Annotated in this window: 19 protein-coding genes; 8 read left to right on the forward strand and 11 right to left on the reverse strand. The window is 67.7% G+C overall.

The window, feature by feature from the left end; genetic code table 11:
* Nucleotides 1–16: 16 nt before the first annotated feature.
* Nucleotides 17–1,996, reverse strand: coding sequence for a M23 family metallopeptidase (locus OU996_RS06595; RefSeq protein ID WP_267584837.1), 1,980 nt, complete (start codon nucleotides 1,994–1,996; stop codon nucleotides 17–19).
* A 284-nt stretch (nucleotides 1,997–2,280) separates the two neighbouring features.
* Entirely contained in the window at nucleotides 2,281–3,561 is a 1,281-nt protein-coding gene (locus OU996_RS06600) for an alpha/beta hydrolase family esterase (RefSeq protein WP_267584838.1), read from the reverse strand.
* A gap of 309 nt (nucleotides 3,562–3,870) precedes the next feature.
* Between OU996_RS06600 and sdhC the strand changes: the two genes are divergently transcribed.
* The 6 genes from sdhC to OU996_RS06630 all read left to right on the forward strand — a co-directional run bounded on the left by sdhC (nucleotide 3,871) and on the right by OU996_RS06630 (nucleotide 9,596).
* Nucleotides 3,871–4,263, forward strand: coding sequence for a succinate dehydrogenase, cytochrome b556 subunit (sdhC, locus tag OU996_RS06605; RefSeq protein ID WP_267584839.1), 393 nt, complete (start codon nucleotides 3,871–3,873; stop codon nucleotides 4,261–4,263).
* Nucleotides 4,264–4,266: 3 nt separating this feature from the next.
* On the forward strand, nucleotides 4,267–4,665 hold the full coding sequence (gene sdhD / locus OU996_RS06610; protein WP_267584840.1) for a succinate dehydrogenase, hydrophobic membrane anchor protein: 399 nt from the start codon (nucleotides 4,267–4,269) through the stop codon (nucleotides 4,663–4,665).
* Between the two features lie 4 nt (nucleotides 4,666–4,669).
* Entirely contained in the window at nucleotides 4,670–6,517 is a 1,848-nt protein-coding gene (gene sdhA / locus OU996_RS06615; protein ID WP_267584841.1) for a succinate dehydrogenase flavoprotein subunit, read from the forward strand.
* Nucleotides 6,518–6,537: 20 nt separating this feature from the next.
* On the forward strand, nucleotides 6,538–7,320 hold the full coding sequence (locus tag OU996_RS06620; protein ID WP_267584842.1) for a succinate dehydrogenase iron-sulfur subunit: 783 nt from the start codon (nucleotides 6,538–6,540) through the stop codon (nucleotides 7,318–7,320).
* 20 nt (nucleotides 7,321–7,340) lie between these two features.
* Entirely contained in the window at nucleotides 7,341–8,222 is an 882-nt protein-coding gene (gene gluQRS / locus OU996_RS06625) for a tRNA glutamyl-Q(34) synthetase GluQRS (protein WP_267584843.1), read from the forward strand.
* A 171-nt stretch (nucleotides 8,223–8,393) separates the two neighbouring features.
* The gene (locus tag OU996_RS06630; RefSeq protein WP_267585620.1) at nucleotides 8,394–9,596 is read left to right on the forward strand and encodes a glycerophosphodiester phosphodiesterase family protein; all 1,203 of its coding nucleotides are present in this window, start codon (nucleotides 8,394–8,396) and stop codon (nucleotides 9,594–9,596) included.
* A gap of 16 nt (nucleotides 9,597–9,612) precedes the next feature.
* Here OU996_RS06630 and OU996_RS06635 read toward each other — a convergent pair whose 3' ends face one another.
* From OU996_RS06635 to OU996_RS06655, 5 genes are all read right to left on the reverse strand, one after another.
* The gene (locus tag OU996_RS06635) at nucleotides 9,613–10,557 is read right to left on the reverse strand and encodes an AEC family transporter (RefSeq protein WP_267584844.1); all 945 of its coding nucleotides are present in this window, start codon (nucleotides 10,555–10,557) and stop codon (nucleotides 9,613–9,615) included.
* Between the two features lie 7 nt (nucleotides 10,558–10,564).
* The gene (locus OU996_RS06640; RefSeq protein WP_267584845.1) at nucleotides 10,565–10,858 is read right to left on the reverse strand and encodes a hypothetical protein; all 294 of its coding nucleotides are present in this window, start codon (nucleotides 10,856–10,858) and stop codon (nucleotides 10,565–10,567) included.
* A 158-nt stretch (nucleotides 10,859–11,016) separates the two neighbouring features.
* A complete protein-coding gene (locus OU996_RS06645; protein WP_267584846.1) occupies nucleotides 11,017–11,649 on the reverse strand; it encodes a disulfide bond formation protein B in 633 nt (210 codons plus the stop codon).
* Between the two features lie 88 nt (nucleotides 11,650–11,737).
* Nucleotides 11,738–11,893, reverse strand: coding sequence for a DUF5993 family protein (locus OU996_RS06650; RefSeq protein ID WP_267584847.1), 156 nt, complete (start codon nucleotides 11,891–11,893; stop codon nucleotides 11,738–11,740).
* Nucleotides 11,894–12,055: 162 nt separating this feature from the next.
* A complete protein-coding gene (locus OU996_RS06655; protein ID WP_267584848.1) occupies nucleotides 12,056–14,260 on the reverse strand; it encodes a primosomal protein N' in 2,205 nt (734 codons plus the stop codon).
* A 140-nt stretch (nucleotides 14,261–14,400) separates the two neighbouring features.
* Here OU996_RS06655 and OU996_RS06660 point away from each other — a divergent pair, with 140 nt between their 5' ends.
* On the forward strand, nucleotides 14,401–15,387 hold the full coding sequence (locus tag OU996_RS06660) for a tyrosine recombinase XerC (RefSeq protein WP_267584849.1): 987 nt from the start codon (nucleotides 14,401–14,403) through the stop codon (nucleotides 15,385–15,387).
* A gap of 145 nt (nucleotides 15,388–15,532) precedes the next feature.
* Entirely contained in the window at nucleotides 15,533–15,658 is a 126-nt protein-coding gene (locus OU996_RS06665) for a hypothetical protein (protein ID WP_267584850.1), read from the forward strand.
* An 88-nt stretch (nucleotides 15,659–15,746) separates the two neighbouring features.
* On the opposite strand, the gene lpdA is transcribed toward OU996_RS06665, so the two are convergent.
* The 4 genes from lpdA to OU996_RS06685 form a co-directional block, all read right to left on the reverse strand.
* Nucleotides 15,747–17,147, reverse strand: a complete 1,401-nt coding sequence (lpdA, locus tag OU996_RS06670; protein ID WP_267584851.1) for a dihydrolipoyl dehydrogenase — start codon at nucleotides 17,145–17,147, stop codon at nucleotides 15,747–15,749.
* 29 nt (nucleotides 17,148–17,176) lie between these two features.
* Nucleotides 17,177–17,818 carry a LysE family transporter gene (locus OU996_RS06675; RefSeq protein ID WP_267584852.1) on the reverse strand — a complete coding sequence of 214 codons (642 nt, stop codon included), beginning with the start codon at nucleotides 17,816–17,818 and terminating at the stop codon, nucleotides 17,177–17,179.
* Nucleotides 17,819–17,846: 28 nt separating this feature from the next.
* Nucleotides 17,847–19,088, reverse strand: a complete 1,242-nt coding sequence (gene odhB, locus OU996_RS06680; protein WP_267584853.1) for a 2-oxoglutarate dehydrogenase complex dihydrolipoyllysine-residue succinyltransferase — start codon at nucleotides 19,086–19,088, stop codon at nucleotides 17,847–17,849.
* Between the two features lie 62 nt (nucleotides 19,089–19,150).
* Nucleotides 19,151–22,129 carry a 2-oxoglutarate dehydrogenase E1 component gene (locus OU996_RS06685; RefSeq protein ID WP_267584854.1) on the reverse strand — a complete coding sequence of 993 codons (2,979 nt, stop codon included), beginning with the start codon at nucleotides 22,127–22,129 and terminating at the stop codon, nucleotides 19,151–19,153.
* Between the last annotated feature and the right edge of the window lie 37 nt (nucleotides 22,130–22,166).

The raw sequence follows: 22,166 nt of genomic DNA on the forward strand, positions 1-22,166 counted from the left end.
CAGAACACGTCCCGCATCAGTTGGAATCGTCGAGGCTGGCCGTGCCGCCCGAGGCGACCTTGGGCAGGGCGTTGTGGTTGAGCAGCGTGTCGATGCGCTCGCGCTCATCCTCGAAGCTCGCCAGCATCTTGCCGTCGAGCGCACGCCCGCGCGGCAGGCGGATGCGCATGGGATCGACGAAGCGGCCGTTCACCAGCACCTCGTAATGCAGGTGCGCGCCGGTGGAGAGACCGGAGGAGCCGATATAGCCGATGAGCTGGCCCTGGCGCACGCGCAGCCCCTCGCGGATGCCCTTGGCGAAGCCGGACTGGTGCGAATAGGTCGTCACATAGCCGTTGGCGTGCTGGATCTCGATGCGCCGTCCATAGCCGGAGGTCCAGGCGGCTTTCTTGATGACGCCATTGCCGGCGGCGTAGATCGGCGTGCCCACGCGGTCGGACCAGTCGACGCCGGAATGCAGGCGGCTATAGCCGAGGATCGGGTGGCGGCGCATGCCGAAGCCCGAGCGCAGGATGCCGCCGGAGAGCGGCTTGCGGACAAGGAACTTCTTCGCGCTCTTGCCGGCGTCGTCATAGAAGTCGACCAGCCCGTCATCGGGCGTCTGGTAGCGGTAATAGCGCCGCTCCTCGCCGCTGACGGTGAGGCCGGCATACATCACGCCGCCGGCGCCGCCCGCCTCGTCGGGCTCGTATAGCACCTCGAAGGCATCACCCGCGCGCACCCGGCGCTGGAAGTCGACGTCGAAGGAATAGACGCGGATCATGCTCTCGATGACCGGGCGCGGCACTTCATGGCGCAGCGCGGTCTCCCAGATGCTCTCATAGAGCGTGATGCCGCCGCGCCCGCCGCCATCGGCATCGCCATCGGCGTCATCCGGCCCGATATCGGCGACCTGGGTGTCGGCCGGTTCCTGCACCGCGAGGAAGCGGCCGGTGTCGGAATAGGCGATGGTGCCCTGGTGACCATTGTCGTTGAACACGGCGACGCGCACCGGGATCACCGCGCTGCTGCTGGCATCGAGCAGCACCTTGAGGCGCATGCCTTCCGCCAGCGGGCCCTGCAAGTCGCGCGCGACGAAGGCGCCGGAGGCCGCCTTGGCGGAGACTTCCGGCACGCCGAGGCCGACGAGGATGGAGACGATGGTGTCGCCCTTCTTGGCGACCACCGCGCGCTCGCTCCAGTCATTGCCGCCGGTGGCGTCGTCGCCGGACTTGTCGATGGAGGAGTAATTGTCCGGTTGGGCAAGGGCGCTCGCCGGGTCCGCGCCGGGGGCGGGCGGGAAACCCAGCGCGCCGCCGAAATTCGCCAGCGCCGGGGTGCGGCTGTCGGTCGGCAGGCTGAATTCGGCGCTCTCGCGCACCTTCATCAGCACGTCCTCCATCGGCAGCTCGGCCGCGAATTTCGTGCTGGGGGGCATGGAGGCGAGGTCGCGCATGACCAGCGTGATGTCGCCGGTGGGCTCCGCCTGCGGGCCGTCATTGTCGTCGTCGGCGGTGGAATCGGCGATCAGCTTGGCCGGGTTGAAGCGCGGCACGTCGACCGAGGCGGCGGTGACCGACTGGGCGAGGTTCGAGGCGACCTTGATGACCGGGCGGACCTTGATGACCTCGCGGTCGCCATCCTTGCTGGTGGTGGAGATGCGCAGCGTCTGCTTGGCGCTGAAGGTCTCCGACAGGATGGACATGCGGTCGCCCTTGCGGGCGGTGTTGGACGGGCGCTCGCCGGCCGCTAGCGCGCCGCGCAGGGCCGAGCGCACGGTCTCCGGCATCTGCGCGAAGCGGTATTCGCCATCGAGCGCGGCATAGACCGCCCCGCCCATCAGTCCGGCGCCGCAAATGCCGGTGAGCAGCGTGGCCATCAGCCAGCGAATGGAAATGCGACGGCGGTTGATCGGCTCCTCGGCATCGCCATCGACACCGAGCGGCGGCTCATCACCCAGATCGAACGCCGCGCCACGCGAGTGACGTAGGCCGTTTGGTCCGCGACGAGTCTCCAACAGGCCAATCCCCACTCATGTCCGGCGCCTTGCCTTCCGCCTCGCGGCGGTGGGCGACGCCTTGTTCGCTCTGGTTCATACCGGCGCTCGCCAGAGCGGGCGCAACGATTCGGCGGTTGGTCAGTACCCTCTGACGAGGGCGGCCGGGACGATGCCGTCTACGGCCGGTGCCGTCAACCCGAGGCGGCGCGGCAACCCTGCGCCGCCCGATCCGAGCGGTGATGTAAAGCCGGGTCTCACGGCAAAAGCATGGCGCGGCTTGCCCGAGGCTTTCCAGCCGCGGCCTATTGCAGGCTCACCGACTGGGGCGCGGGCGGGCTCGTGGCCCGGCGCGGGCGCAGCGGCGAGGGCGTGGGAAGCGGCACGGAAGCGAGGCGCGGGGCGGCCGTCGTCGCCGTCACGGGGCTTCCCGTTCCTTCCGCGCCGGTCTCGCTCGCGGGCGCGATGCCCTGCCAGGCGGTTGCCAGCGAATCCGGGTTCTGCAGGATTGGTCGGGCGGCTCCGGCGGTGGTCGGCGCGCTCGCGCGTGCCGCCGTCGCCATCACAGCAGGCTGAGCGGTCGGCGCCATGGCCAAGGCGCGCGTGGACATCTCTCCGCCACCGGGCGCCACCACAGGGTTGCCGGCGAGCAGCGGCACGGCGTCGGGCGCGTCCGGCAGGGGCAGGGTGAACCGCTTGAAGAAGGACCAGATCTCCTCGGGCGCGTCGAGCCCCGAGCGTCGGGGGCCGAGCAGCAGCGCGGCCAGCGCATCCGCCGCGTCGGTCGACTGCGAGGGCGGCTGGTGGCCACCGGCGATCTCGTAAAAGGCCACCGCCGAGCCATTGGCGCAGCCCTCCCAGCGCAGGATGCGGGCATGTGGCGCGCTGGTCTCCACCGGCGTGCCGCAGCCGTCGATGCGCGCGAACAGCGCCGCGCTCTCGCTGGCGGACATCAGCCGGGCGCCCGGCGTCGGGCGACCGAACATCGGCACGATGGGATCATAAGTGCCGTTCATCATGAGAATGGGCAGCGGGCGCGCCGGCTTGCAGCTTTCCGAATAGCCCACGGGCACCGTCATCATCATCGTCGCATAGGCGGCGAAGCGGTCGGCGTAGCGGCAGGCGACGAAGGCGGTGAGGAAGCCGCCATTGGAGAAGCCCATGAGATAGGCGCGGCTGGGATCGACCAGCCCTTCCGCCTCGAGGCTCTCCAGCACATCGACGACGAAGCGGCCATCGTCGCGCGGGTAGAGGATCGGCATGATGCCGGCGACGGTCGCGCGCCCGTCGTTCCAAAGGAGGTTCAGGCCCTTGGGATAGGCAACGATGAAGCCCTCGCGGTCGGCCACCTTGTCGAGGTCGAGATAGCGCTGCATCACGCCGGCCGGTTGCCAGGCGCCGTGCAGGGCGATGACCAGCGGCTTCGGGCCCGGCGGCGCGTCCTTCGGTATGTGCAGGATGTATTCGCGGGTGAGACCGCCGGAGACGAGGCTGCGCTCGCCGCTCGCGGCCTGCTGCGCCGCAGCGGGGGCGAGCAGCGCCAGGAACAATGCGCCAATCAGGAGGCAGGGTTTCGTGAAATGCATAGTTCGGCGCGACCTCGGAGGTGCGGCTCTGCGTACAAGGCGTAAAGACCGCTCATTTCCGTCAATTAGAAGGCAAAGATGGTTAACAGCCCGTCAGCACCGCAATCCTGCCGTTTCGGAAGCAAAAGCCGGGCGAACCTGCGAATGCGGGATGTATCGCACCGGCACCTTGCGCTAGGCTGCGCATGCTGCGACGCAGTGCGTGAGGCCCTCATCCCCGAACGATAGGCGTCGCCTTTGGAATGATTGCGATTCGCAATCGTTTCCGCTACGCACCTCTGACGATCCTTAGGACCCAAGGATAGCGACATGCCAGGAGCGGCCGAGCGGCCCCTTTCCCCGCATCTGCAAATCTACCGCCCGATGCTGACGATGATGATGTCCATCGTGCATCGCGTCACCGGCGTCGGCCTTTATTTCGGCACGCTGCTGCTGGTGATCTGGCTGGTGGCCGCCGCCACATCGCCCGAGGCCTTCGCGACGGTGAACGCCGTGTATGGGAGCTGGATCGGCCTGCTGGTCCTCGTCGGCTTCAGCTGGGCGCTGATTCATCACGCCATTGGCGGCATCCGCCACTTCATCTGGGATACCGGCGCCGGCTTCGGCCCGGAATCGCGCGAATTGCTGGCACGCATCACCATTGGCGGCTCGATCGCGTTGACCATCCTGCTCTGGGTCACCATCTGGCTGGTGAAAGGCTGAGCGATGAGTTCCTCATCCGGTTCCTCCATGCGCACCCCGCGCCGCCGCGTGTCGGGCCTCGGCTCCGCCCGCTCCGGCACCGGCCATTTCTGGCTGCAGCGCGTCACCGCCATTTCCAACCTGCTGCTGATCCTCATCAGCATTCCGCTCGTAATCAGCGTAGCCGGTGACGGACATGAGGCGCTGGTGGCGCTGCTGCGCAACCCGCTCGCGGCGGTCGTGCTGGTTCTGGCGCTGTTTTCCATCACCACGCATATGCGGCTGGGGATGCAGATCGTGATCGAGGACTATGTTCATGCGGAGGGGTCGAAGGTGCTGGCGCTGATCGCCAACAGCTTCTTCACCATCGCCGTCTTCGCCGTCGGCGCCTTCGCCATCCTCAAGATCAGTTTCGGAGGCTGAAGCCATGGCCGGGACGAACGGTGCCAATGGCGCGGCGAACGGGGCCGCTGCCGGCGTGCTCGGGGCCGCCTATCCCATCACCGACCACACCTATGACGTGGTCGTCGTCGGCGCCGGTGGCGCGGGCCTGCGCGCGGTGGTCGGCTGCTCGGAAGCCGGGCTGCGTACCGCCTGCGTCACCAAGGTATTCCCCACCCGCTCCCACACCGTCGCGGCGCAGGGCGGCATCGCCGCCTCGCTCGGCAATATGGGCACGGATGACTGGCGCTTTCACATGTACGACACCGTGAAGGGGTCGGACTGGCTGGGCGACCAGGACGCCATCGAGTATCTCGTGCGCCACGCCCCGGCGGCGGTGTATGAGCTCGAGCACTGGGGCGTGCCGTTCTCGCGCACGGAGCAGGGCAAGATCTACCAGCGCCCGTTCGGCGGCATGACGGTGGACTATGGCAAGACCCCGGCGCAGCGCACCTGCGCGGCGGCCGACCGCACCGGCCACGCCATCCTGCACACGCTCTACGGCGCGGCACTCAAGCACTCTGCCGAGTTCTTCATCGAGTATTTCGCGCTCGACCTCATCATGGATGATGACGGGCGCTGCCGCGGCCTCGTCGCGCTGAAGATGGATGACGGCACGCTGCACCGTTTCCGGGCGCAGACCGTGATCCTCGCCACCGGCGGCTATGGCCGGGCCTATTTCTCCGCGACCAGCGCTCACACCTGCACCGGCGACGGCAACGCGATGGTGCTGCGCGCCGGCCTGCCGCTGCAGGACATGGAGTTCGTGCAGTTCCACCCGACCGGCATTTACGGCTCGGGCTGCCTGATCACCGAGGGCGCGCGCGGCGAGGGTGGCTATCTCACCAATGCCGAGGGTGAGCGCTTCATGGAGCGCTACGCTCCCTCGGCCAAGGATCTTGCCTCGCGCGACGTCGTCTCCCGCTCCATGACCATGGAGATCCGCGAGGGACGCGGCGTCGGCAAGAACAAGGACCACATCTACCTGCACCTCGACCATCTCGACCCGGCGATCCTGCATGAGCGCCTGCCGGGCATTTCCGAGAGCGCGAAGATCTTCGCCGGCGTCGATGTGACCAAGGAGCCGATCCCGGTTCTGCCGACCGTGCATTACAACATGGGCGGCATCCCCACGAATTTCCACGGCGAGGTCGTCACCAAGAAGGACGGCAACCCCGATCACGTGGTGCCCGGCCTGATGGCGGTGGGCGAATGCGCCTGCGTGTCGATCCATGGCGCCAACCGCCTCGGCTCGAACTCGCTGACCGATCTCGTGGTGTTCGGCCGCGCGGCGGCGCTGCGCTGCGCCGACATTCTCACCCCCGGCGACAAGCAGCCCGAGCTGCCGTCGAACTCGGCGGAGCTGGCGCTGTCGCGGCTCGACCATTTCCGCAACGCCCATGGCAGCTCGCCGACCGCGGAGCTGCGCCTGTCGATGCAGAAGGTGATGCAGAACAACTGCGCCGTCTACCGCACCGGCGAGGTGCTGGAGGAAGGCCGCAAGCTGATCGCCGACGTGTTCGCCGGCACCGACGACATTGGCGTCACCGACCGCTCGCTGATCTGGAACTCCGATCTCATCGAGACGCTGGAGTATGACAACCTGATCGCCCAGGCGAGCGTGACGATGGAAAGCGCCGCCGCCCGCACCGAGAGCCGCGGCGCCCATGCGCGCGAGGATTATCCCGAGCGCGACGATGCCACGTGGATGAAGCACACGCTCGCCTTCGTCGATTTCGATAAGCGCGCGGTGCGGCTCGACGACCGTCCGGTGCACACCTACACCCTGTCGAACGACATCCAGTACATCGAGCCGCGCAAGCGCGTGTACTGAGCCGGGAACGATTTCTCGCCATGGTCCAGCTCACTCTCCCGAAGAACTCGCAGCTCACCGAAGGCACGGTGTGGCCCAAGCCCACCGGCGCCAACCGGCTGACCGAGTACAAGATCTACCGCTGGAACCCGGATGACGGGAAAAACCCGCATGTCGACACCTATTATGTCGACCGCGACGATTGCGGGCCGATGGTGCTGGACGGGCTGATCTGGATCAAGACCAAGCTCGACCCGACGCTGACCTTCCGCCGCTCCTGCCGCGAGGGCATTTGCGGTTCCTGCGCGATGAACATCGACGGCACCAACACGCTCGCCTGCCTCAAGAGCATGGACGACGTGACGGCCTCGTCGGTGAAGATCTACCCGCTGCCGCACATGCCGGTGGTGAAGGATCTGGTGCCGGACCTGACGCAGTTCTACGCCCAGCACGCCTCGGTGGAGCCCTGGCTGCACACCGAGACGCCGGCACCCGAGAAGGAATGGAAGCAGGCGCGGGGCGACCGCGAGAAGCTCGACGGGCTGTATGAGTGCATCCTGTGCGCCTGCTGCTCGACCTCCTGCCCGAGCTATTGGTGGAATGGCGACCGCTATCTTGGGCCCGCGGCGCTGCTCCAGGCCTATCGCTGGCTGATCGACAGCCGCGACGAGGCGACGGGCGACCGGCTCGATCATCTCGAGGATCCGTTCCGGCTCTATCGCTGCCACACCATCATGAACTGCGCCAAGGCCTGCCCGAAGGGGCTGAACCCGGCCAAGGCGATCGCCGAGATCAAGAAGATGATGGTGGCGCGCCAGTTCTGACGCGCTACAAGAGGCGGGCGATGAGCGACGCCCGCCCCGCCTTCCGCTTCGCGCCGAGCCCGAATGGCCTGCTCCATCTCGGCCATGCCCGTTCCGTTTTGCTGAACGACGCGATGGCGCGCGCCGCCGGCGGGCGCTTCCTCCTGCGTATCGAGGACATCGACGCCACGCGCTGCCGGCCGGAATTCGAGGCCGCGATCCATGAGGATCTCACCTGGCTCGGCCTCGACTGGGAGCGACCGGTGCGCCGCCAGTCCGAGCATATGGACGCCTACCGCGCCGCGCTGGCGCGGCTGGAGGCGATGGGCGTCATCTATCCGAGCTTCGAGAGCCGGGCGGAGATCCGCCGCGCGGTGGAGGCGCGTCCCGGCTGGCCGGTCGATCCCGACGGTGCGCCGCTGTTTCCCTTCCCCCGCGACGCCATGAGCGACGCCGAGCGCGCCCGGCGGATGGTGGCCGGCGAGCCGCATGCGTTGCGCCTCGACATGGCCCGCGCCGCCGATCGTGCCGGACCGCTCGACTGGCAGGAGGTGAGTGAGGCCGGCGGTGCCTGCACTCACGCCGCCGATCCGCGCGGCTGGGGCGATGTGGTGATCGCCCGGAAGGAGGTGCCGACCTCCTATCACCTCGCCGTGGTGGTCGACGACGCGTTGCAGGGCATCACCCATGTGGTGCGCGGCGCGGATCTTCAGGCCGCGACGTCCGTTCACCGCCTTCTCCAGCGGCTTCTCGACCTGCCCGCCCCGCTTTACACCCACCACACGCTGCTGCTGGACGACCAGGGGCGCAAGCTCTCCAAATCCATCGGTTCGCGGAGCCTGCGCGACCTTCGGGCAAATGGCGCGACACCGGCCGATGTGCACCAGCTGGCCGGGGTGCCGTCGGCGGCACATGACGGCTGACGTTTCGTCAAACCGCTGTCACCGCGCCGGGTTAGCGAGAGCCATCCGCTCCGCCCGAGCCGATAGGAGAGCCCCGTGACCCTGTTCCCCGCCCTGCGCGCCGTGCTGCGTCCCGCCTATCGGCCCATCGCAACGGCCCTCGTCGCTCTGGCGCTCATCGCTCCGGCGCTCATAGCTCCGGCGTTCATAGCTCCGGTCTTGGCCGAGACGCCGATCACCGAGATCGAGATCGGCCCGCGCCCGTTCTATCTCGTCGGCGAGATGAAGGATGGCGCGCTCAAGGATCAACTGGCCCAGTGCAAGGGGCCGTTCACGGCGAAGAACTTCTCCATCGCCCATCGCGGCGCGCCGCTGCAATTCCCCGAGCACACGCGCGAGGGCTATATCGCGGCCGCCCGCATGGGCGCGGGCGTGATCGAGTGCGACGTCGCCTTCACCAAGGACCGCCAGCTGGTTTGCCGCCATGCCCAGTGCGACCTGCACACCACGACCGACATTCTCGCCCGGCCTGAGCTGGCCTCGAAATGTTCGCAAGGCTTCCAGCCGGCCGATGCCGCCACCGGCCGCAAGGCCAGCGCCAAGTGCTGCACCAGCGACCTGACGCTCGCCGAGTTCAAATCGCTGCGGCCGAAGATGGACGGCTTCAACCCGCGCGGGGTGACGGTCGAGGAGTATATGGACGGCACGCCGAGCTGGCGCACCGACCTCTATGTGAACCGGGCGACGCTGGTCTCGCATAAGGAATATATCGAGCTGGTGAAGTCGCTGGGGCGGAAGTTCACACCCGAGCTGAAGACGCCGGAAGTCGCCATGCCCTTCGAGGGCGGCTACACGCAGGAGCATTACGCCCAGCAGATGATCGACGAGTACAAGGCGGCCGGCGTCGATCCGCGCAATGTCTACCCCCAGTCGTTCCGGCTGGAAGACGTGCTCTACTGGCTCAAGGCCGAGCCGGCCTTCGGCGCGCAGGCGGTCTATCTCGATGGCCGCGACGACGGCAACAAGGACTTCGACAACATGAAGCCGGAGACCTGGCAGCCCTCCATGAAGGAGCTGGCCGACAAGGGCGTGAAGATCCTCGCCCCGCCGCTCTGGATGCTGGTCACCCACAAGGACGGCAAGATCGTGCCCTCGACCTATGCCGAGGAAGCCAAGAAGGCGGGTCTCGGCCTCATCAGCTGGTCGCTGGAGCGTTCCGGCCCACTCAATACGGGCGGCGGCTATTATTACCAGTCGGTCAAGCCGGTGATCGACCGCGACGGCGACATGCTGGCGCTGCTCGACGTGCTCGCCCGCGATATCGGCGTGATCGGCGTGTTCTCCGACTGGCCGGCGACCACCACCTTCTACGCCAACTGCCTGAAGCTGAACTGAGGTCGCGCCTCGCGCCTCAGCCGACGCCGAGGATGAGGAACCAGACCGAGACGGTGAACAGGCTCAGCGCGGTCGAGAGCGAGACCGCGCTGGCCGAAGCGGTGACGCCGGCCTTGTAGCGCTGGGCGAGCAGATAGGCGTTCACCCCGCTCGGCATGGCCGCGAACACCACCGCCACATCCGCCCATACCGGCGGCATGGGGAGCACGCGGGTGAGCGCGTAGACGATGCCGGGATGCACCACCAGCTTGAGCGTCGTGATGACGACGGCCGGGCCGAGATCGCCGCGGATCGGGTAGCGGTGGAGCGCGAGGCCGAGCGAGACCAGCGCGCAGGGAACCGCCGAGGCGGCGAGCATGTCCAGCGTCTGCTTGAGAACCCCGGCGGGTGCATAGCCGACAATCTTGGCGATGGCGCCGGCATAGATGCCGAGCAGGATCGGGTTGAAGGCCAGCATCCGCCCGAGCTTCGACAGGCCCTTGAGCGAGAAGCCGACGCTGGCCCCTTCGGTGAGCACGGTGGCGACCACCATCATCACTGGTAGATGAATGGCGATGAGCAGGAACAGCGGCACCGCCCCCTCCGGCCCGAAGGCCTGGAGAATGAGCGGCACGCCGACAAATACCGTGTTCGCCTGGCCGGAAGTAAAGCCGTGGATCACCGATTCCACATGGTCGCGCCCGAAGAGCCGCTTCGCCGCCGTCATTCCGAGCGCGAAGACGATGAAGGCGCCGGTGAAATAGGCGATCCAGTAGCCCCAGGGCTGGCCTTCCGCCGGTAATTGCGCTTCCGCCAGCGTCTTGAAGATCAGCACCGGAACGGCGAGGCCGAAGACATATTCGGACAGGCCGTCGGCCGCCCGCTCGCGCAGATGGCCGGAAAGGGAGGCGACATAGCCGAGCCCGATCAGCCCGAAGACCGGCGCCACGATGTAGGCGATGGCGCCAAGCTGCGCGAGCATCATCGGTTCATGCCGCCGCGACGACGGCGGCGCTGGACACCAGATGCGAGCTGCGCACCGGCACCATTACGTCGATCCGCGCCCAGAGCCGCTCTGCCACTTCTACCGGGGCGACGAAGGCGATTTCCGCGCGCATGTCGCCGAGATGGGCGGGATCGATCCGGCCATCCTCCGGTCCGTCGAGCCGCACGCGGGTGGGCTGCACGTCGTGGATCGCGAAGGGCTCCAGCAGGCGGAGCATGAGATTGGGGTGCGCATCCGCCTCGACGACGAGGCGATGACGAAGAAGACCGGCGGTCATGGCAAATTCCGATGACGAAAGGGTAAGGAGCAGGCGCGTCAGAACTCCCGGCCGATCAAGTCGGCCGGGCGACGAATTCGCCGATCCGCGCGCACAGGCGCCCTCTGGGTCATCATCTCGAACATGGTGTGGAAACTAGGCCGGCAGGTGCGGCGCCGTCAATGGGGCAGCACCATTGCCAAATGGTCGAGCCAGGGCGGCAGGGCCGGCACCTCGTGCAGCAGCCGGAAGGTGGGCGGCTCCTCCGGGCAGCTTCCCGCGCCGCATTCGACGAGGGTCGACAGGCCGTTGACCAACGTGAGCACGCAGATGACGAACAGCGCGGCGATCCCGCTTAGGGAGAGGCGCCGACGCCGGCGAAAGATCGCCGGCTGGCGATCGATCAGCATCAGCAGGGCGCCGCCGGCAATGAGGCTGGCGAAAAGGGTCACGGCCCAGCTATAGGCAACGGGCTCGAACGGGGGAGTTGAATGGGTGCGCAGATCCGGGGTGATCTGCATGAGCACCTGGCGTGCCGCGATCATCGCCCCGGCCACGGCGGACAGGATGGCGATGACATAGTGGCTCACCCGCGCCCCGAAGCGCAGGTTGAGGCTGAGACCGACGGCGATGCCGATGAAAGTGATCCGCTGCATGATGCAGAGCGTGCAGGCGACGTCATGCCGGTGCATCTGATCCACGGTGGTGAGGGCGAGCACCAGGCCGAGCACCAGAATGCCGCCGGCATTCACCCGCCGCGATACCTTCAGCGACAGGCGGGGCAGAATTTCAAGCGGCAGGTCGGGCGGCATGCCGGCATCGCCGGATGACGCTTCTTGAGGGGAGCCCGCGGACGAGCCGCCTTTCGGCAGGGTGGGCTTAGGGGACGGCGGCATAGCGCTACAGGATCATCCGCAACGTGTCGGCGGCGTGACCGCGGAACAGCACCAGCAGGATGACCATCGAGGTGAGCCAGCACAGTATGGCGAGCCGTCGGTGGCCGACAGACACAAAGATGAGCGCGGCAAACAGTCCAAGAAACGGCAGGCTCATCATTTCCGCGCGACCCAGCCTGCGTGACGCACGCCGGCACCTAAGCACCCCGACTGGACGGTCTCATGACACTCTGAATGATTCGTTAGCTCATGGATCCAATCGGGTACATCCCATGAATTTAGCCGATTACGTAACGGTAGCTTGCGGCGGGATGTCGTCCGGCTAAAGGAAGCTCTGCGGGTCGATGTCGATCTCCACCTTGAGATCGCCGCGCGCGCGCGGCGCCGCCGCCATCCAGCCGCGCACATAGGCCGACAGATCGAAGCCGCGCTCGGCGCGGGCGAGCAGGCGGAAGCGGTGGCGCCCGCGCACCAAAGCGAGCGGCGCCTCGGCCGGGCCGAGCACGCGCACTTCGTTCGACAGTGGAGAGGACGCGGCCAGCGCCCGCGCATGGGCCTGCGCGGCATGGGCGTCCGAACCGGAGACGATCAGCGCGCAGAAGCGGGCGAAGGGCGGCAGATGCGCCTCTTCGCGAATGGCGATCTCGCGGTCATAGAAGGCATCGCGGTCGCCGGCGACGAGCGCCTGCATCACCGGGTGCTCGGGCATGTAGGTCTGCAGGAAGGCACGCCCCTCAACGCTGTGCCGTCCGGCGCGGCCGGCGACCTGGTGCAGGAGCTGGAAGGTGCGCTCCGCCGCGCGCGGGTCGCCATGGCCAAGGCCGACATCGGCGTCGATGACGCCGACCATGGCGAGACCGGGGAAGTTGTGGCCCTTGGCGACGAGCTGGGTGCCGATGACGACATCCACCTCGCCATCCTCGATGGCTTTCAATTCGGCCCGCAGCCGCTCCACCCCGCCGGCAAGGTCGGAGGAAAGTACCTGAAGCCGGGCATGCGGCAGGAGGCTCGCCGCCTCTTCATGCAGCCGCTCGACGCCGGGGCCGCAGGGAATGAGGCTGTTCGGCTCATGGCAATGCGGGCAGTCGCTCGGCACGGGCGTGGCGAAACCGCATTGGTGGCATTCGAGCCGCCGGCGGAAGCGGTGCTCGACCAGCCAGGACGAGCAGGAGGGGCAGCGTATGCGGTGGCCGCAGGCACGGCAGAGCGTCAGCGGGGCATAGCCGCGCCGGTTGAGGAACAGGAGCGCCTGCCCGCCCGCCTCGATGGTCCTCTCCATCTCCTGCGCGAGGCGCGGGGCGATCCAGCGCCCGCGCGGCGGGCCTTCCTTGCGCAGGTCGATGGGTTCGAGGCGCGGCACGCGGGTGCCGGCGAATCGCTCGGGCAGATGCAGCCTTGCATAGCGGCCGCGCCGGGCGTTCACTTCGGTCTCAAGCGAGGGCGTTGCCGAGACCAGCACGACCGGTGCTGCCTCCAGCCGGGCCCGCACCACCGCCATGTCGCGGGCGTGGTAATGGACGCCGTCCTCCTGCTTATAGGCGCCGTCATGCTCCTCATCGACAATGATGAGGCCGAGATCGGTAAAGGGCAGGAACAGTGCCGAGCGCGCGCCGGCCACCACGCTTACCTCGCCCGCCGCGACGCCCTTGAAGATGCGCCCGCGGCGATTCGAGCTTACCGCCGAATGCCACTCCGCGGGACGCACGCCGAAGCGGCGGGCAAAGCGGTCGAGAAAGGCCTGCGTCAACGCGATTTCCGGCATCAGGATCAGCGTCTGCCGCCCCTGCCGGATGGTTTCGGCCACCGCCTCGAAATAGGTCTCAGTCTTACCCGAGCCGGTCACGCCGTCGATGAGATGCGGGGCGAAGGCGCGGGTCTTCACCGCCGCCACCAGAGCGTCGGCCGCCTCCCGCTGGGCGGGGAGCAGGTCCGGCGTGTCGTGGTCGGGATCGGGCGTCTCGGCGGCCGGTTCGGGCGGCAGCACGATGGTTTCCAGCACGCCGTCGTCAATCAGCCCGTCGATCACCGAGGGAGAGACCGCCGCCTCGCGCGCAGCTTCCGCCTTGGCGCGCACGAATCCATCCGACAGCGCCTCCAGCACCCGCGCGCGGGCGGAGGTGGCGCGCTCGGGGCGCCGGTCGGTGAGGCGTACGCCGGTGCGCTCGCGGGCGAAGCCGGCGCTCTCGTCATGGCGTAGCGCGAGGCGCAGCACCATGCCCGGCGGCGTGACGGTGTAGTCGGCAATCCAGCGGATGAAGGCGATCATCTCCGGCCGCAGCGGCGGCACATTGTAGCGGCGCTGGATCGGCTTGAGCTTGGCGGGGTCGACGGTGGGCGCGTCCTCTGCGCGTGGCCAGACGCAGCCGAGCATGTTGCGCGTGCCGAGCGGCACCACGACGATATCGCCCGGCGCCACCTCCATGCCCTCCGGCACGCGGTAGGAATAGGCCGCGCCGATTGCCACCGGCAGTAGCACGTCCACCACGCGCGGCGGGGCAAAGAGGGAAGGGGAATCGGAGGCGAGCATGACGCCCTTCATAGCGCATCGCGCGGGAGGGAGGGAAAGGGAGCGCGGTAAGCGCGACGCGTCGAACGAATGGCGCTGCGCGTCGAATTTTAACCGCAGCGGCGCATCATTCTGCGAACAGGCGAGGCCGGGATCGGATCATGGCGGCGAGCGACGCACAAAAGGCGGAACGGGCGCAGAAAATGCTGCTGGCCGGCGCCACGCCGGACGTGGCGGCGGCGCTCACCGGCTGGCTCGGGCGCCTCGCCCATGAGAGGCGCCTCTCGCCCAAGACGCGCGAGGCCTATGCGCGCGACATGACCAGTTTCCTGCTGCTGCTCGGCGATCATCTCGGCGCGAAGCCGGACCTGCCCGCGCTCGCCGCTCTCACGCCCCGCGATGTGCGCGCGGTGATCGCTGCCCGGCGGGCGGAAGGAATCGAGGCGCGCACGCAGATGCGCTTTCTCGCCGCTGCCCGCTCCTTCGGCCGGCACATGGAGCGCGAGGGGCTGGGCAAGGTCGGCGCGCTCGCGGCGGTGCGGGCCCCGCGCATTCCCCGCACCTTGCCGCGCCCGCTCTCGCCCGCCGATGCCCGCGCCGTGGCGGACCCGGACACACGCGCCGGCGAGGCGCGCGAGCCGTGGGTGCTGGCGCGCGACGCGGCGGTGCTGGCGCTGCTCTATGGCTCGGGCCTGCGAATCTCGGAGGCGCTGGGCCTGATGCGGCGCGACATGCCGGAGCCCGGAAGGGGCGACCAGATCCTTGTTCATGGCAAGGGCGGCAAGACGCGCATGGTGCCGGTGCTGCGCGCGGTGCTGGAGATGGTGGCAGCCTATGCGCGTGCCTGCCCGTTCGAGCTGGAGCCGCAGAAGCACTTGTTTCGAGGGGTGAAAGGCGGGCCGCTCTCGCCCCGCATCGTGCAGCTCGCCATGGAGCGGATGCGCGGCAGCCTCGGCCTGCCCGACAGCGCGACGCCGCATGCGCTGCGCCACTCCTTCGCCACCCATCTGCTCGGGCGCGGTGGCGATCTGCGCTCCATCCAGGAACTTCTCGGCCACGCCTCGCTGTCGACCACGCAGATCTATGCGGCGGTGGATTCGCAGACGCTGATGGCGGCATGGAAGGCGGCCCACCCCCGCGCGCGGTGAGCAGAATGGGCCCTCGCCTACACGCCTGCGTGAGATCGGCGGCAATGATGAGCGATGAGGCATCCCGGTGCCGCTGCCGCTCTTTTCAGCGCGGTGGGCTTGGGCGACACTTTCCCCATCGTGAACCATGACAGGAGAGTGTCTGATGAAGCGTGTCGCGACCGCCCTCTGTGCTCTGGCCTTCACCGCTGCCATTTCCGGCGCGGCTCTCGCCGACTGCCCCGCCCATGCCTCGACGACCCAGACGCAGACCCCGGTGAAGGGCTCCTGAGCCTTTCCGCCTGAACAAGCGAAAGGCCCGGAGGGATGACCTGCGGGCCTTTTTGCGTGCCATGCGACGCCGCCCGCGGGCGGGGTGCTCACATATGGATGGAGCGATTCTCCACCGCCATCGCCGCTTCCTTCACCGCTTCCGAGCGGGTGGGGTGGGCGTGGCACGTGCGGGCGAGATCCTCGGAGGAACCGCCAAATTCCATCAGCACCGCCGCCTCGTGGATCAACTCGCCGGCTTCGGAGCCGATGATGTGGACGCCGAGCACCCGGTCGGTCGCGGCATCCGCCAGCACCTTCACGAAGCCATCGGTCTCGTCATTGGCCTTGGCGCGGCCATTGGCGAGGAAGGGGAACTTGCCGACCTTGTAGGCGACGCCGGCTTCCTTCAGCTCTTCCTCGGTCTTGCCGACGGACGCGACTTCCGGGTGGGTGTAGACCACGCCCGGAATGACCTCGTAATTCACATGGCCGGCCTGGCCGGCCAGCAGCTCGGCAATGGCCACGCCCTCGTCCTCGGCCTTGTGGGCGAGCATCGGGCCGGTGATCACGTCGCCAATGGCGAAGATGCCAGGCACGTTGGTGCGGTAATAATGGTCGGTGACGATGCGGCCGCGCTTGTCGGTCTCGACGCCCAGCGCCTCCAGGCCAAGGCCCTGCGTGTAGGGCACGCGGCCAATGGCGACCAGCACGACATCGGCCTCCAGCGTCTCGGCGGCGCCGCCAGTGGCGGGCTCGACCGAAACCTTCAGCGTGGCGCCCGAGGTGTCGACGCCGGTGACCTTGGAGCCGAGCTTGAAGGCAAAGCCCTGCTTCTGCAGGATGCGCTGGAAGGACTTGGCGACATCAAGGTCCATGCCCGGCAGGATTCGGTCGAGATATTCGACGACCGTCACCTCGGCGCCGAGGCGCCGCCACACGCTGCCCAGCTCAAGGCCGATGACGCCGGCGCCGACCACGATCAGCTTGCCCGGCACCTTCTCAAGCGCAATGGCGCCGGTCGAGGAGACGATGCGGGTCTCGTCGATGTCGATGCCCGGCAGGCGGGCAATGTCGGAACCGGTGGCGATGACGATGGCCTTGGTCTCAAGCGTCTGCGCCGCGCCGTCGGCCAGCGCGATGTCCACCTTGCCGGCGGCTGGAATGCTGGCCGTGCCGTGATAGGTGTCGATCTTGTTCTTCTTCATCAGGAAGGCGACACCCTTGGTGTTGCCCTCCACCGCCTGGTCCTTGAAGCCGAGCAGGGCGGCATGGTCGAGCTCCGGCGCGCCGACCTTGATGCCCATCTTGGCGAAGCTGTGGCCGGCCTCCTCGAAACGGTGCGAGGCGTGCAGCAGCGCCTTGGAGGGGATGCAGCCGACATTGAGGCAGGTGCCACCGAAGGTGGCGCGCTTCTCGACCACCGCAACCTTGAGCCCGAGCTGGGCGGCGCGGATGGCGCACACATAGCCGCCGGGGCCGGTGCCGATGACGACGAGATCGTAGGACATGGACGCAGCTTCCCTGAATTCGAAGGTGGTCAGCCTGCCTTCTGGACGGCGAGGCGAAGGCCGAGCAGCACGAAGGTCGCGCCGGTTACCCGGTTGAACCAACGGCCACCGGCCGCGAAGCGTGCCCGCACGGCGGGATTGGTGAAGAACAAGGTGACGCCGGCAAACCAGGCGATGAGCGCGCTCGCCATGCCGATGCCATAGAGGAAGATCACCGGCACCGGCGTCTCATGGCTCACCATCGCCGAGAACAGCGACAGGAAGAACAGCACCGGCTTGGGGTTGAGCGCATTGGTGAGGAAGCCCATGCCGAAGCACGCGGGCAGCGAGACACGCCCCGCTTTGCCGGCATCCGCCGTGAGGGCGCGCTCGTCGACATTCATCGGCGTCTCGAAGAAGGAGCGGATGCCGAGATAGACGAGATAGGCGACGCCCAGCCACTTGATCAGCGCGAACAGCGCCAGCGACTGGGAGACGATGAGCCCGATGCCGAGAATGGTGTAGGAGATGTGGAACAGCAGCGAGGCGCCGATGCCGAAGCTGGTGACCAGCGCGGCCTTGCGGCCATGCACGACGCTCTGGCGCACGACGAGGGCGAAATCCGCCCCCGGCGCGACGATCACCACGGCGAACACGGCCATCAGAGCCGCGAATTCGCTGATGTAGGTCATTCTCCCCTCCGCCGGAGCCCGGTCCGGATTACAGATCCAGCACGAGGCGGGTCGGATCCTCCAGCGCTTCCTTGACGCGCACGAGGAAGGTGACGGCGCCCTTGCCGTCGACGATGCGGTGATCGTAGCTCAGCGCGAGATACATCATCGGCCGGGCGACGATCTGGCCCTTCACCACGACCGGGCGTTCCTCGATGCGGTGCATGCCGAGAATGCCCGACTGCGGCGCGTTGAGGATCGGGGTCGACATCAGCGAACCGTAGATGCCGCCATTGGTGATGGTGAAGGTGCCGCCCTGCATGTCCTCGATGCCGAGCTTGCCGTCGCGCGCCTTGCGACCGAGTCCGGCAATGGTCTTCTCGATACCGGCGATCGACAGGTTGTCGGCGTCGCGCACCACCGGAACGACGAGGCCCTTGTCGGTGCCGACGGCGATGCCGATGTGGTAATAGTTCTTGTAGACCAGATCATTGCCGTCGATCTCGGCATTGACCTCGGGCACGTCCTTGAGGGCCTGGATCACCGCCTTGGTGAAGAAGCCCATGAAGCCCAGCTTCACGCCGTGCTTCTTCTCGAACACGTCCTTGTACTGGGCGCGCAGGCTCATCACCGCCGACATGTCGACATCGTTGAAGGTGGTGAGCATCGCCGCCGTGCTCTGCGCGTCCTTCAGCCGCTTGGCGATGGTCTGGCGCAGCTTGGTCATCTTCACGCGCTCTTCGCGCGCGGCATCGTCCGGCGCGGAGGGCGCGCGCACGGTGACCGGGGCGGCGGCCGGAGCCGTGGCGGTGGCGATGGCCGAGAGCATGTCGCCCTTGGTCACGCGGCCATCCTTGCCGGAGCCGGCGAGCATCGCCGGGTTGAGGCCGCTCTCGGCGGCGAGTTTGGCGACGGCGGGGCCGTTGGCGCCAGCCGGCGCGGCGGCGGGGGCCGCCGCAGGCGCCGGGGCGGCGGGCTTGGCAGCCTCGACCTTCGGCGCTTCCGCCTTGGCGGGCGCGGGGGCCGCGGCGGGGGCGGCCTTGGCGGCCGCGCCGCCCTCACCGATTGAGCCGAGCAGCGCGCCCACGCCGACCGTCTCGCCATCCTTGGCGACGATCTCGGACAGCACGCCGGCCGCCGGGGCGGGAACCTCGATGGTGACCTTGTCAGTCTCCAGCTCGACGATCGGCTCGTCGGCCGCGACCGCCTCGCCGGCCTTCTTGAACCACTTGCCGATGGTCGCCTCGGTGACCGATTCGCCCAGCGTCGGAACGCGGATCTCGGTGGCCATGCTCGTTGTTCCTCACCCTTTGCCGGCCCCTGGACCGGCACTCCCTCAGTTCAGTCGGAATATCAGCCCAGAGCGTCCGCGAGGAACGCCTTGAGCTGCGCGAGATGCTTGGACATCAGGCCCGTCGCCGTTGCCGCGGACGCCGGACGGCCGGTGTAGCGCGGGCGCGACGAGACCGAACCCGCCTGCTCCAGCACCCACTCCAGATAAGGCTGCACGAAGGCCCATCCGCCCTGGTTCTTCGGCTCTTCCTGGCACCAGACGACTTCCGCCTGCTTGAAGCGGGAAATCTCCTGCGCCAGCGTCTTGAGCGGGAACGGGAAGAGCTGCTCGACGCGCATCAGATAGACATCGTCGATGCCGCGACGCTCGCGCTCCTCATAGAGGTCGTAATAGACCTTGCCCGAGCAGAGCACGACACGGCGGATCTCGCCATCGGCCTTCAGCTTAACCGCCTCGGCCGGCTGGTTGGTGTGCGCGCGGTCCGCGTCGTCCCACAGCACCCGGTGGAAGCTGGTGCCGGCGCCGAACTCGGCGAGCGTGGAGACGGCGCGCTTGTGGCGCAGCAGGCTCTTCGGCGTCATCAGGATCAGCGGCTTGCGGAAGTCGCGCTTCAGCTGGCGGCGCAGAATGTGAAAATAGTTCGCCGGCGTCGAGCAGTTGGCGACCTGCATGTTGTCCTCGGCGCACATCTGCAGAAAGCGCTCAAGGCGGGCGGAGGAATGCTCCGGACCCTGGCCTTCATAGCCGTGCGGCAGCAGGCAGACGAGGCCGGACATGCGCAGCCACTTGCGCTCGCCCGAGGAGAGGAACTGGTCGAAGATGACCTGAGCGCCATTGGCAAAGTCGCCGAACTGCGCTTCCCACATGGTCAGCGCATTGGGCTCGGAGAGCGAGTAGCCATACTCGAAGCCGAGCACCGCCTCTTCCGAGAGCATCGAGTTGATGACCTCGTAACGGCCCTGGCCCTCGCGCAGATAGTTGAAGGGCGTGTGGCGCTCCTCGGTCTCCTGGTCGATCAGCACGGAATGGCGCTGCGAGAAGGTGCCGCGCTCGCAATCCTGGCCGGAGAGGCGCACTGGGTGGCCTTCGAGCTGGAGCGTGGTGAAGGCGAGCGCCTCCGCCGTCGACCAGTCGATGCCGGCGCCGTCGTCGAGGATCGCCTTGCGGCGCGCGTCGAGGAAACGCTGGATGGTGCGGTGGAGGTGGAAGCCCTCCGGCACGGTAGTGATCTTGTCGCCGATCTCCTTGAGGACATCGATCGCGACGCCGGTATTGCCACGGCGCGGATCGTCCTCGGAGGCGGCGGCCTTGAGGCCGGCCCAGCGGCCGTCCAGCCAGTCAGCCTTGTTCGGCTTATAGGCCTGGCCTGCCTCGTATTCGGTGTCGAGGCGCGCGCGCCACTCGGCCTTCATGCGATCGAACTCGCCGGCCTCGATCGTGCCTTCGGATTCGAGCTTCTTGCCGTAGAGTTCCAGCGTGGTCGGGTGCTGCTTGATCGCCTTGTACATCAGCGGCTGGGTGAAGGCGGGTTCGTCGCCTTCATTGTGGCCGAAGCGGCGGTAGCAGAACATGTCGACCACCACCGGCTTCTTGAAGCGCTGGCGGAACTCGATGGCGATCTTGGCGGCGAAGGTGACGGCTTCCGGGTCGTCGCCATTCACATGGAAAATCGGCGCCTCGATGGTCTTCGCCACATCCGACGGGTAGGGCGAGGAGCGCGAGAAGCGCGGATAGGTGGTGAAGCCGATCTGGTTGTTGATGATGAAGTGGATCGAGCCGCCGGTGCGGTGACCCTTCAGGCCGGAGAGGCCAAGGCACTCGGCGACGACACCCTGGCCGGCAAACGCCGCATCGCCGTGGATCAGCAGCGGCAGCACCTGCGTGCGCTCGATATCGCCGAGCAGATCCTGCTTGGCGCGCGACTTGCCGAGCACCACCGGATCGACGATCTCGAGATGCGACGGGTTGGCGGTGAGCGACAGATGGACCTTGTTGCCGTCGAACTCGCGGTCCGAGGAGGCGCCGAGGTGATACTTCACGTCGCCGGAGCCCTCGACCTCGTCGGGGGCCCAGGAGCCGCCCTTGAACTCGTGGAACAGCGCGCGATGCGGCTTGCCCATCACCTGGGTCAGCGTGTTGAGGCGGCCGCGATGGGCCATGCCGAACACGATCTCCTGCACGCCGAGCTGGCCGCCGCGCTTGATGATCTGCTCCAGCGCCGGAATCAGCGACTCGCCGCCATCGAGGCCGAAGCGCTTGGTGCCGGTGTAGCGGACATCGAGGAACTTCTCGAAGCCTTCCGCCTCGACCAGCTTGTTGAGGATCGCGCGCTTGCCCTCGCGGGTGAAGGTGATCTCCTTGTCGGGCCCTTCGATGCGCTCCTGGATCCACGCCTTCTCCTCGGGGGAGGAGATGTGCATGAACTCGACGCCCAGCGTGTGGCAGTAGGTGCGCTGGAGGATGGCGACCATCTGGCGGACGGTCGCGAATTCCATGCCGAGCACGTGGTCGATGAATATCGGCCGGTCGAGATCGGCTTCCTGGAAGCCGTAGGAGGCCGGGTCGAGCTCGGGCGCCGAACGCTCCGGCTCAAGACCGAGCGGGTCAAGCTTGGCATGGAGATGGCCACGCATCCGGTAGGCGCGGATCATCATCAGCGCCTTGACCGAGTCGCGAGTGGCCTGCTGGACATCGGCGGAGCTGAGCTCGACACCGGTCTTCTGGGCCTTCTCGGCGACCTTGGCCTCGACCTTCTTGCCGACCGCCTTCTCGACCTCGATCCAGTTGCCGTCCATGGCCGAGACCAGCTCGCCATTGGCGTGGATCGGCCAGCCCTGCTTCTTCCACGAGGCGCCGCGGGCGCTCTTCTCGACGTCGGCCGGCGCATCCTTGAGACCGGCGAAGAAGGCCTGCCACTGCGCGTCGACGGAGGAGGGGTCCGCCTCGTAGCGAGCGTACAGATCCTCGATCCAGGCCGCATTGGCGCCGTAGAGGAAGGAGGTGTTCAGGAAAACTTCGTTCAAGTCCGCGCGCGACATCGTCGGCTCCTGGAGGACCGCTGCGGTCCGGTGGAGA

This window comes from Ancylobacter sp. SL191, from assembly GCF_026625645.1.
Classification (GTDB): domain Bacteria; phylum Pseudomonadota; class Alphaproteobacteria; order Rhizobiales; family Xanthobacteraceae; genus Ancylobacter.

Bases quoted from the DNA above. Each gene is read 5' to 3' on its own strand.
- OU996_RS06645 (WP_267584846.1), bottom strand. From the start codon at position 11,649: ATGCCGCCCGACCTGCCGCTTGAAATTCTGCCCCGCCTGTCGCTGAAG.
- OU996_RS06660 (WP_267584849.1), top strand. From the start codon at position 14,401: ATGGCGGCGAGCGACGCACAAAAGGCGGAACGGGCGCAGAAAATGCTG.
- OU996_RS06675 (WP_267584852.1), bottom strand. From the start codon at position 17,818: ATGACCTACATCAGCGAATTCGCGGCTCTGATGGCCGTGTTCGCCGTG.
- OU996_RS06600 (WP_267584838.1), bottom strand. From the start codon at position 3,561: ATGCATTTCACGAAACCCTGCCTCCTGATTGGCGCATTGTTCCTGGCG.
- OU996_RS06640 (WP_267584845.1), bottom strand. From the start codon at position 10,858: ATGACCGCCGGTCTTCTTCGTCATCGCCTCGTCGTCGAGGCGGATGCG.
- sdhD (WP_267584840.1), top strand. From the start codon at position 4,267: ATGAGTTCCTCATCCGGTTCCTCCATGCGCACCCCGCGCCGCCGCGTG.
- OU996_RS06665 (WP_267584850.1), top strand. From the start codon at position 15,533: ATGAAGCGTGTCGCGACCGCCCTCTGTGCTCTGGCCTTCACCGCTGCC.
- lpdA (WP_267584851.1), bottom strand. From the start codon at position 17,147: ATGTCCTACGATCTCGTCGTCATCGGCACCGGCCCCGGCGGCTATGTG.
- OU996_RS06685 (WP_267584854.1), bottom strand. From the start codon at position 22,129: ATGTCGCGCGCGGACTTGAACGAAGTTTTCCTGAACACCTCCTTCCTC.
- odhB (WP_267584853.1), bottom strand. From the start codon at position 19,088: ATGGCCACCGAGATCCGCGTTCCGACGCTGGGCGAATCGGTCACCGAG.
- sdhC (WP_267584839.1), top strand. From the start codon at position 3,871: ATGCCAGGAGCGGCCGAGCGGCCCCTTTCCCCGCATCTGCAAATCTAC.
- OU996_RS06635 (WP_267584844.1), bottom strand. From the start codon at position 10,557: ATGCTCGCGCAGCTTGGCGCCATCGCCTACATCGTGGCGCCGGTCTTC.
- sdhA (WP_267584841.1), top strand. From the start codon at position 4,670: ATGGCCGGGACGAACGGTGCCAATGGCGCGGCGAACGGGGCCGCTGCC.
- OU996_RS06655 (WP_267584848.1), bottom strand. From the start codon at position 14,260: ATGCTCGCCTCCGATTCCCCTTCCCTCTTTGCCCCGCCGCGCGTGGTG.
- OU996_RS06650 (WP_267584847.1), bottom strand. From the start codon at position 11,893: ATGATGAGCCTGCCGTTTCTTGGACTGTTTGCCGCGCTCATCTTTGTG.
- OU996_RS06620 (WP_267584842.1), top strand. From the start codon at position 6,538: ATGGTCCAGCTCACTCTCCCGAAGAACTCGCAGCTCACCGAAGGCACG.
- gluQRS (WP_267584843.1), top strand. From the start codon at position 7,341: ATGAGCGACGCCCGCCCCGCCTTCCGCTTCGCGCCGAGCCCGAATGGC.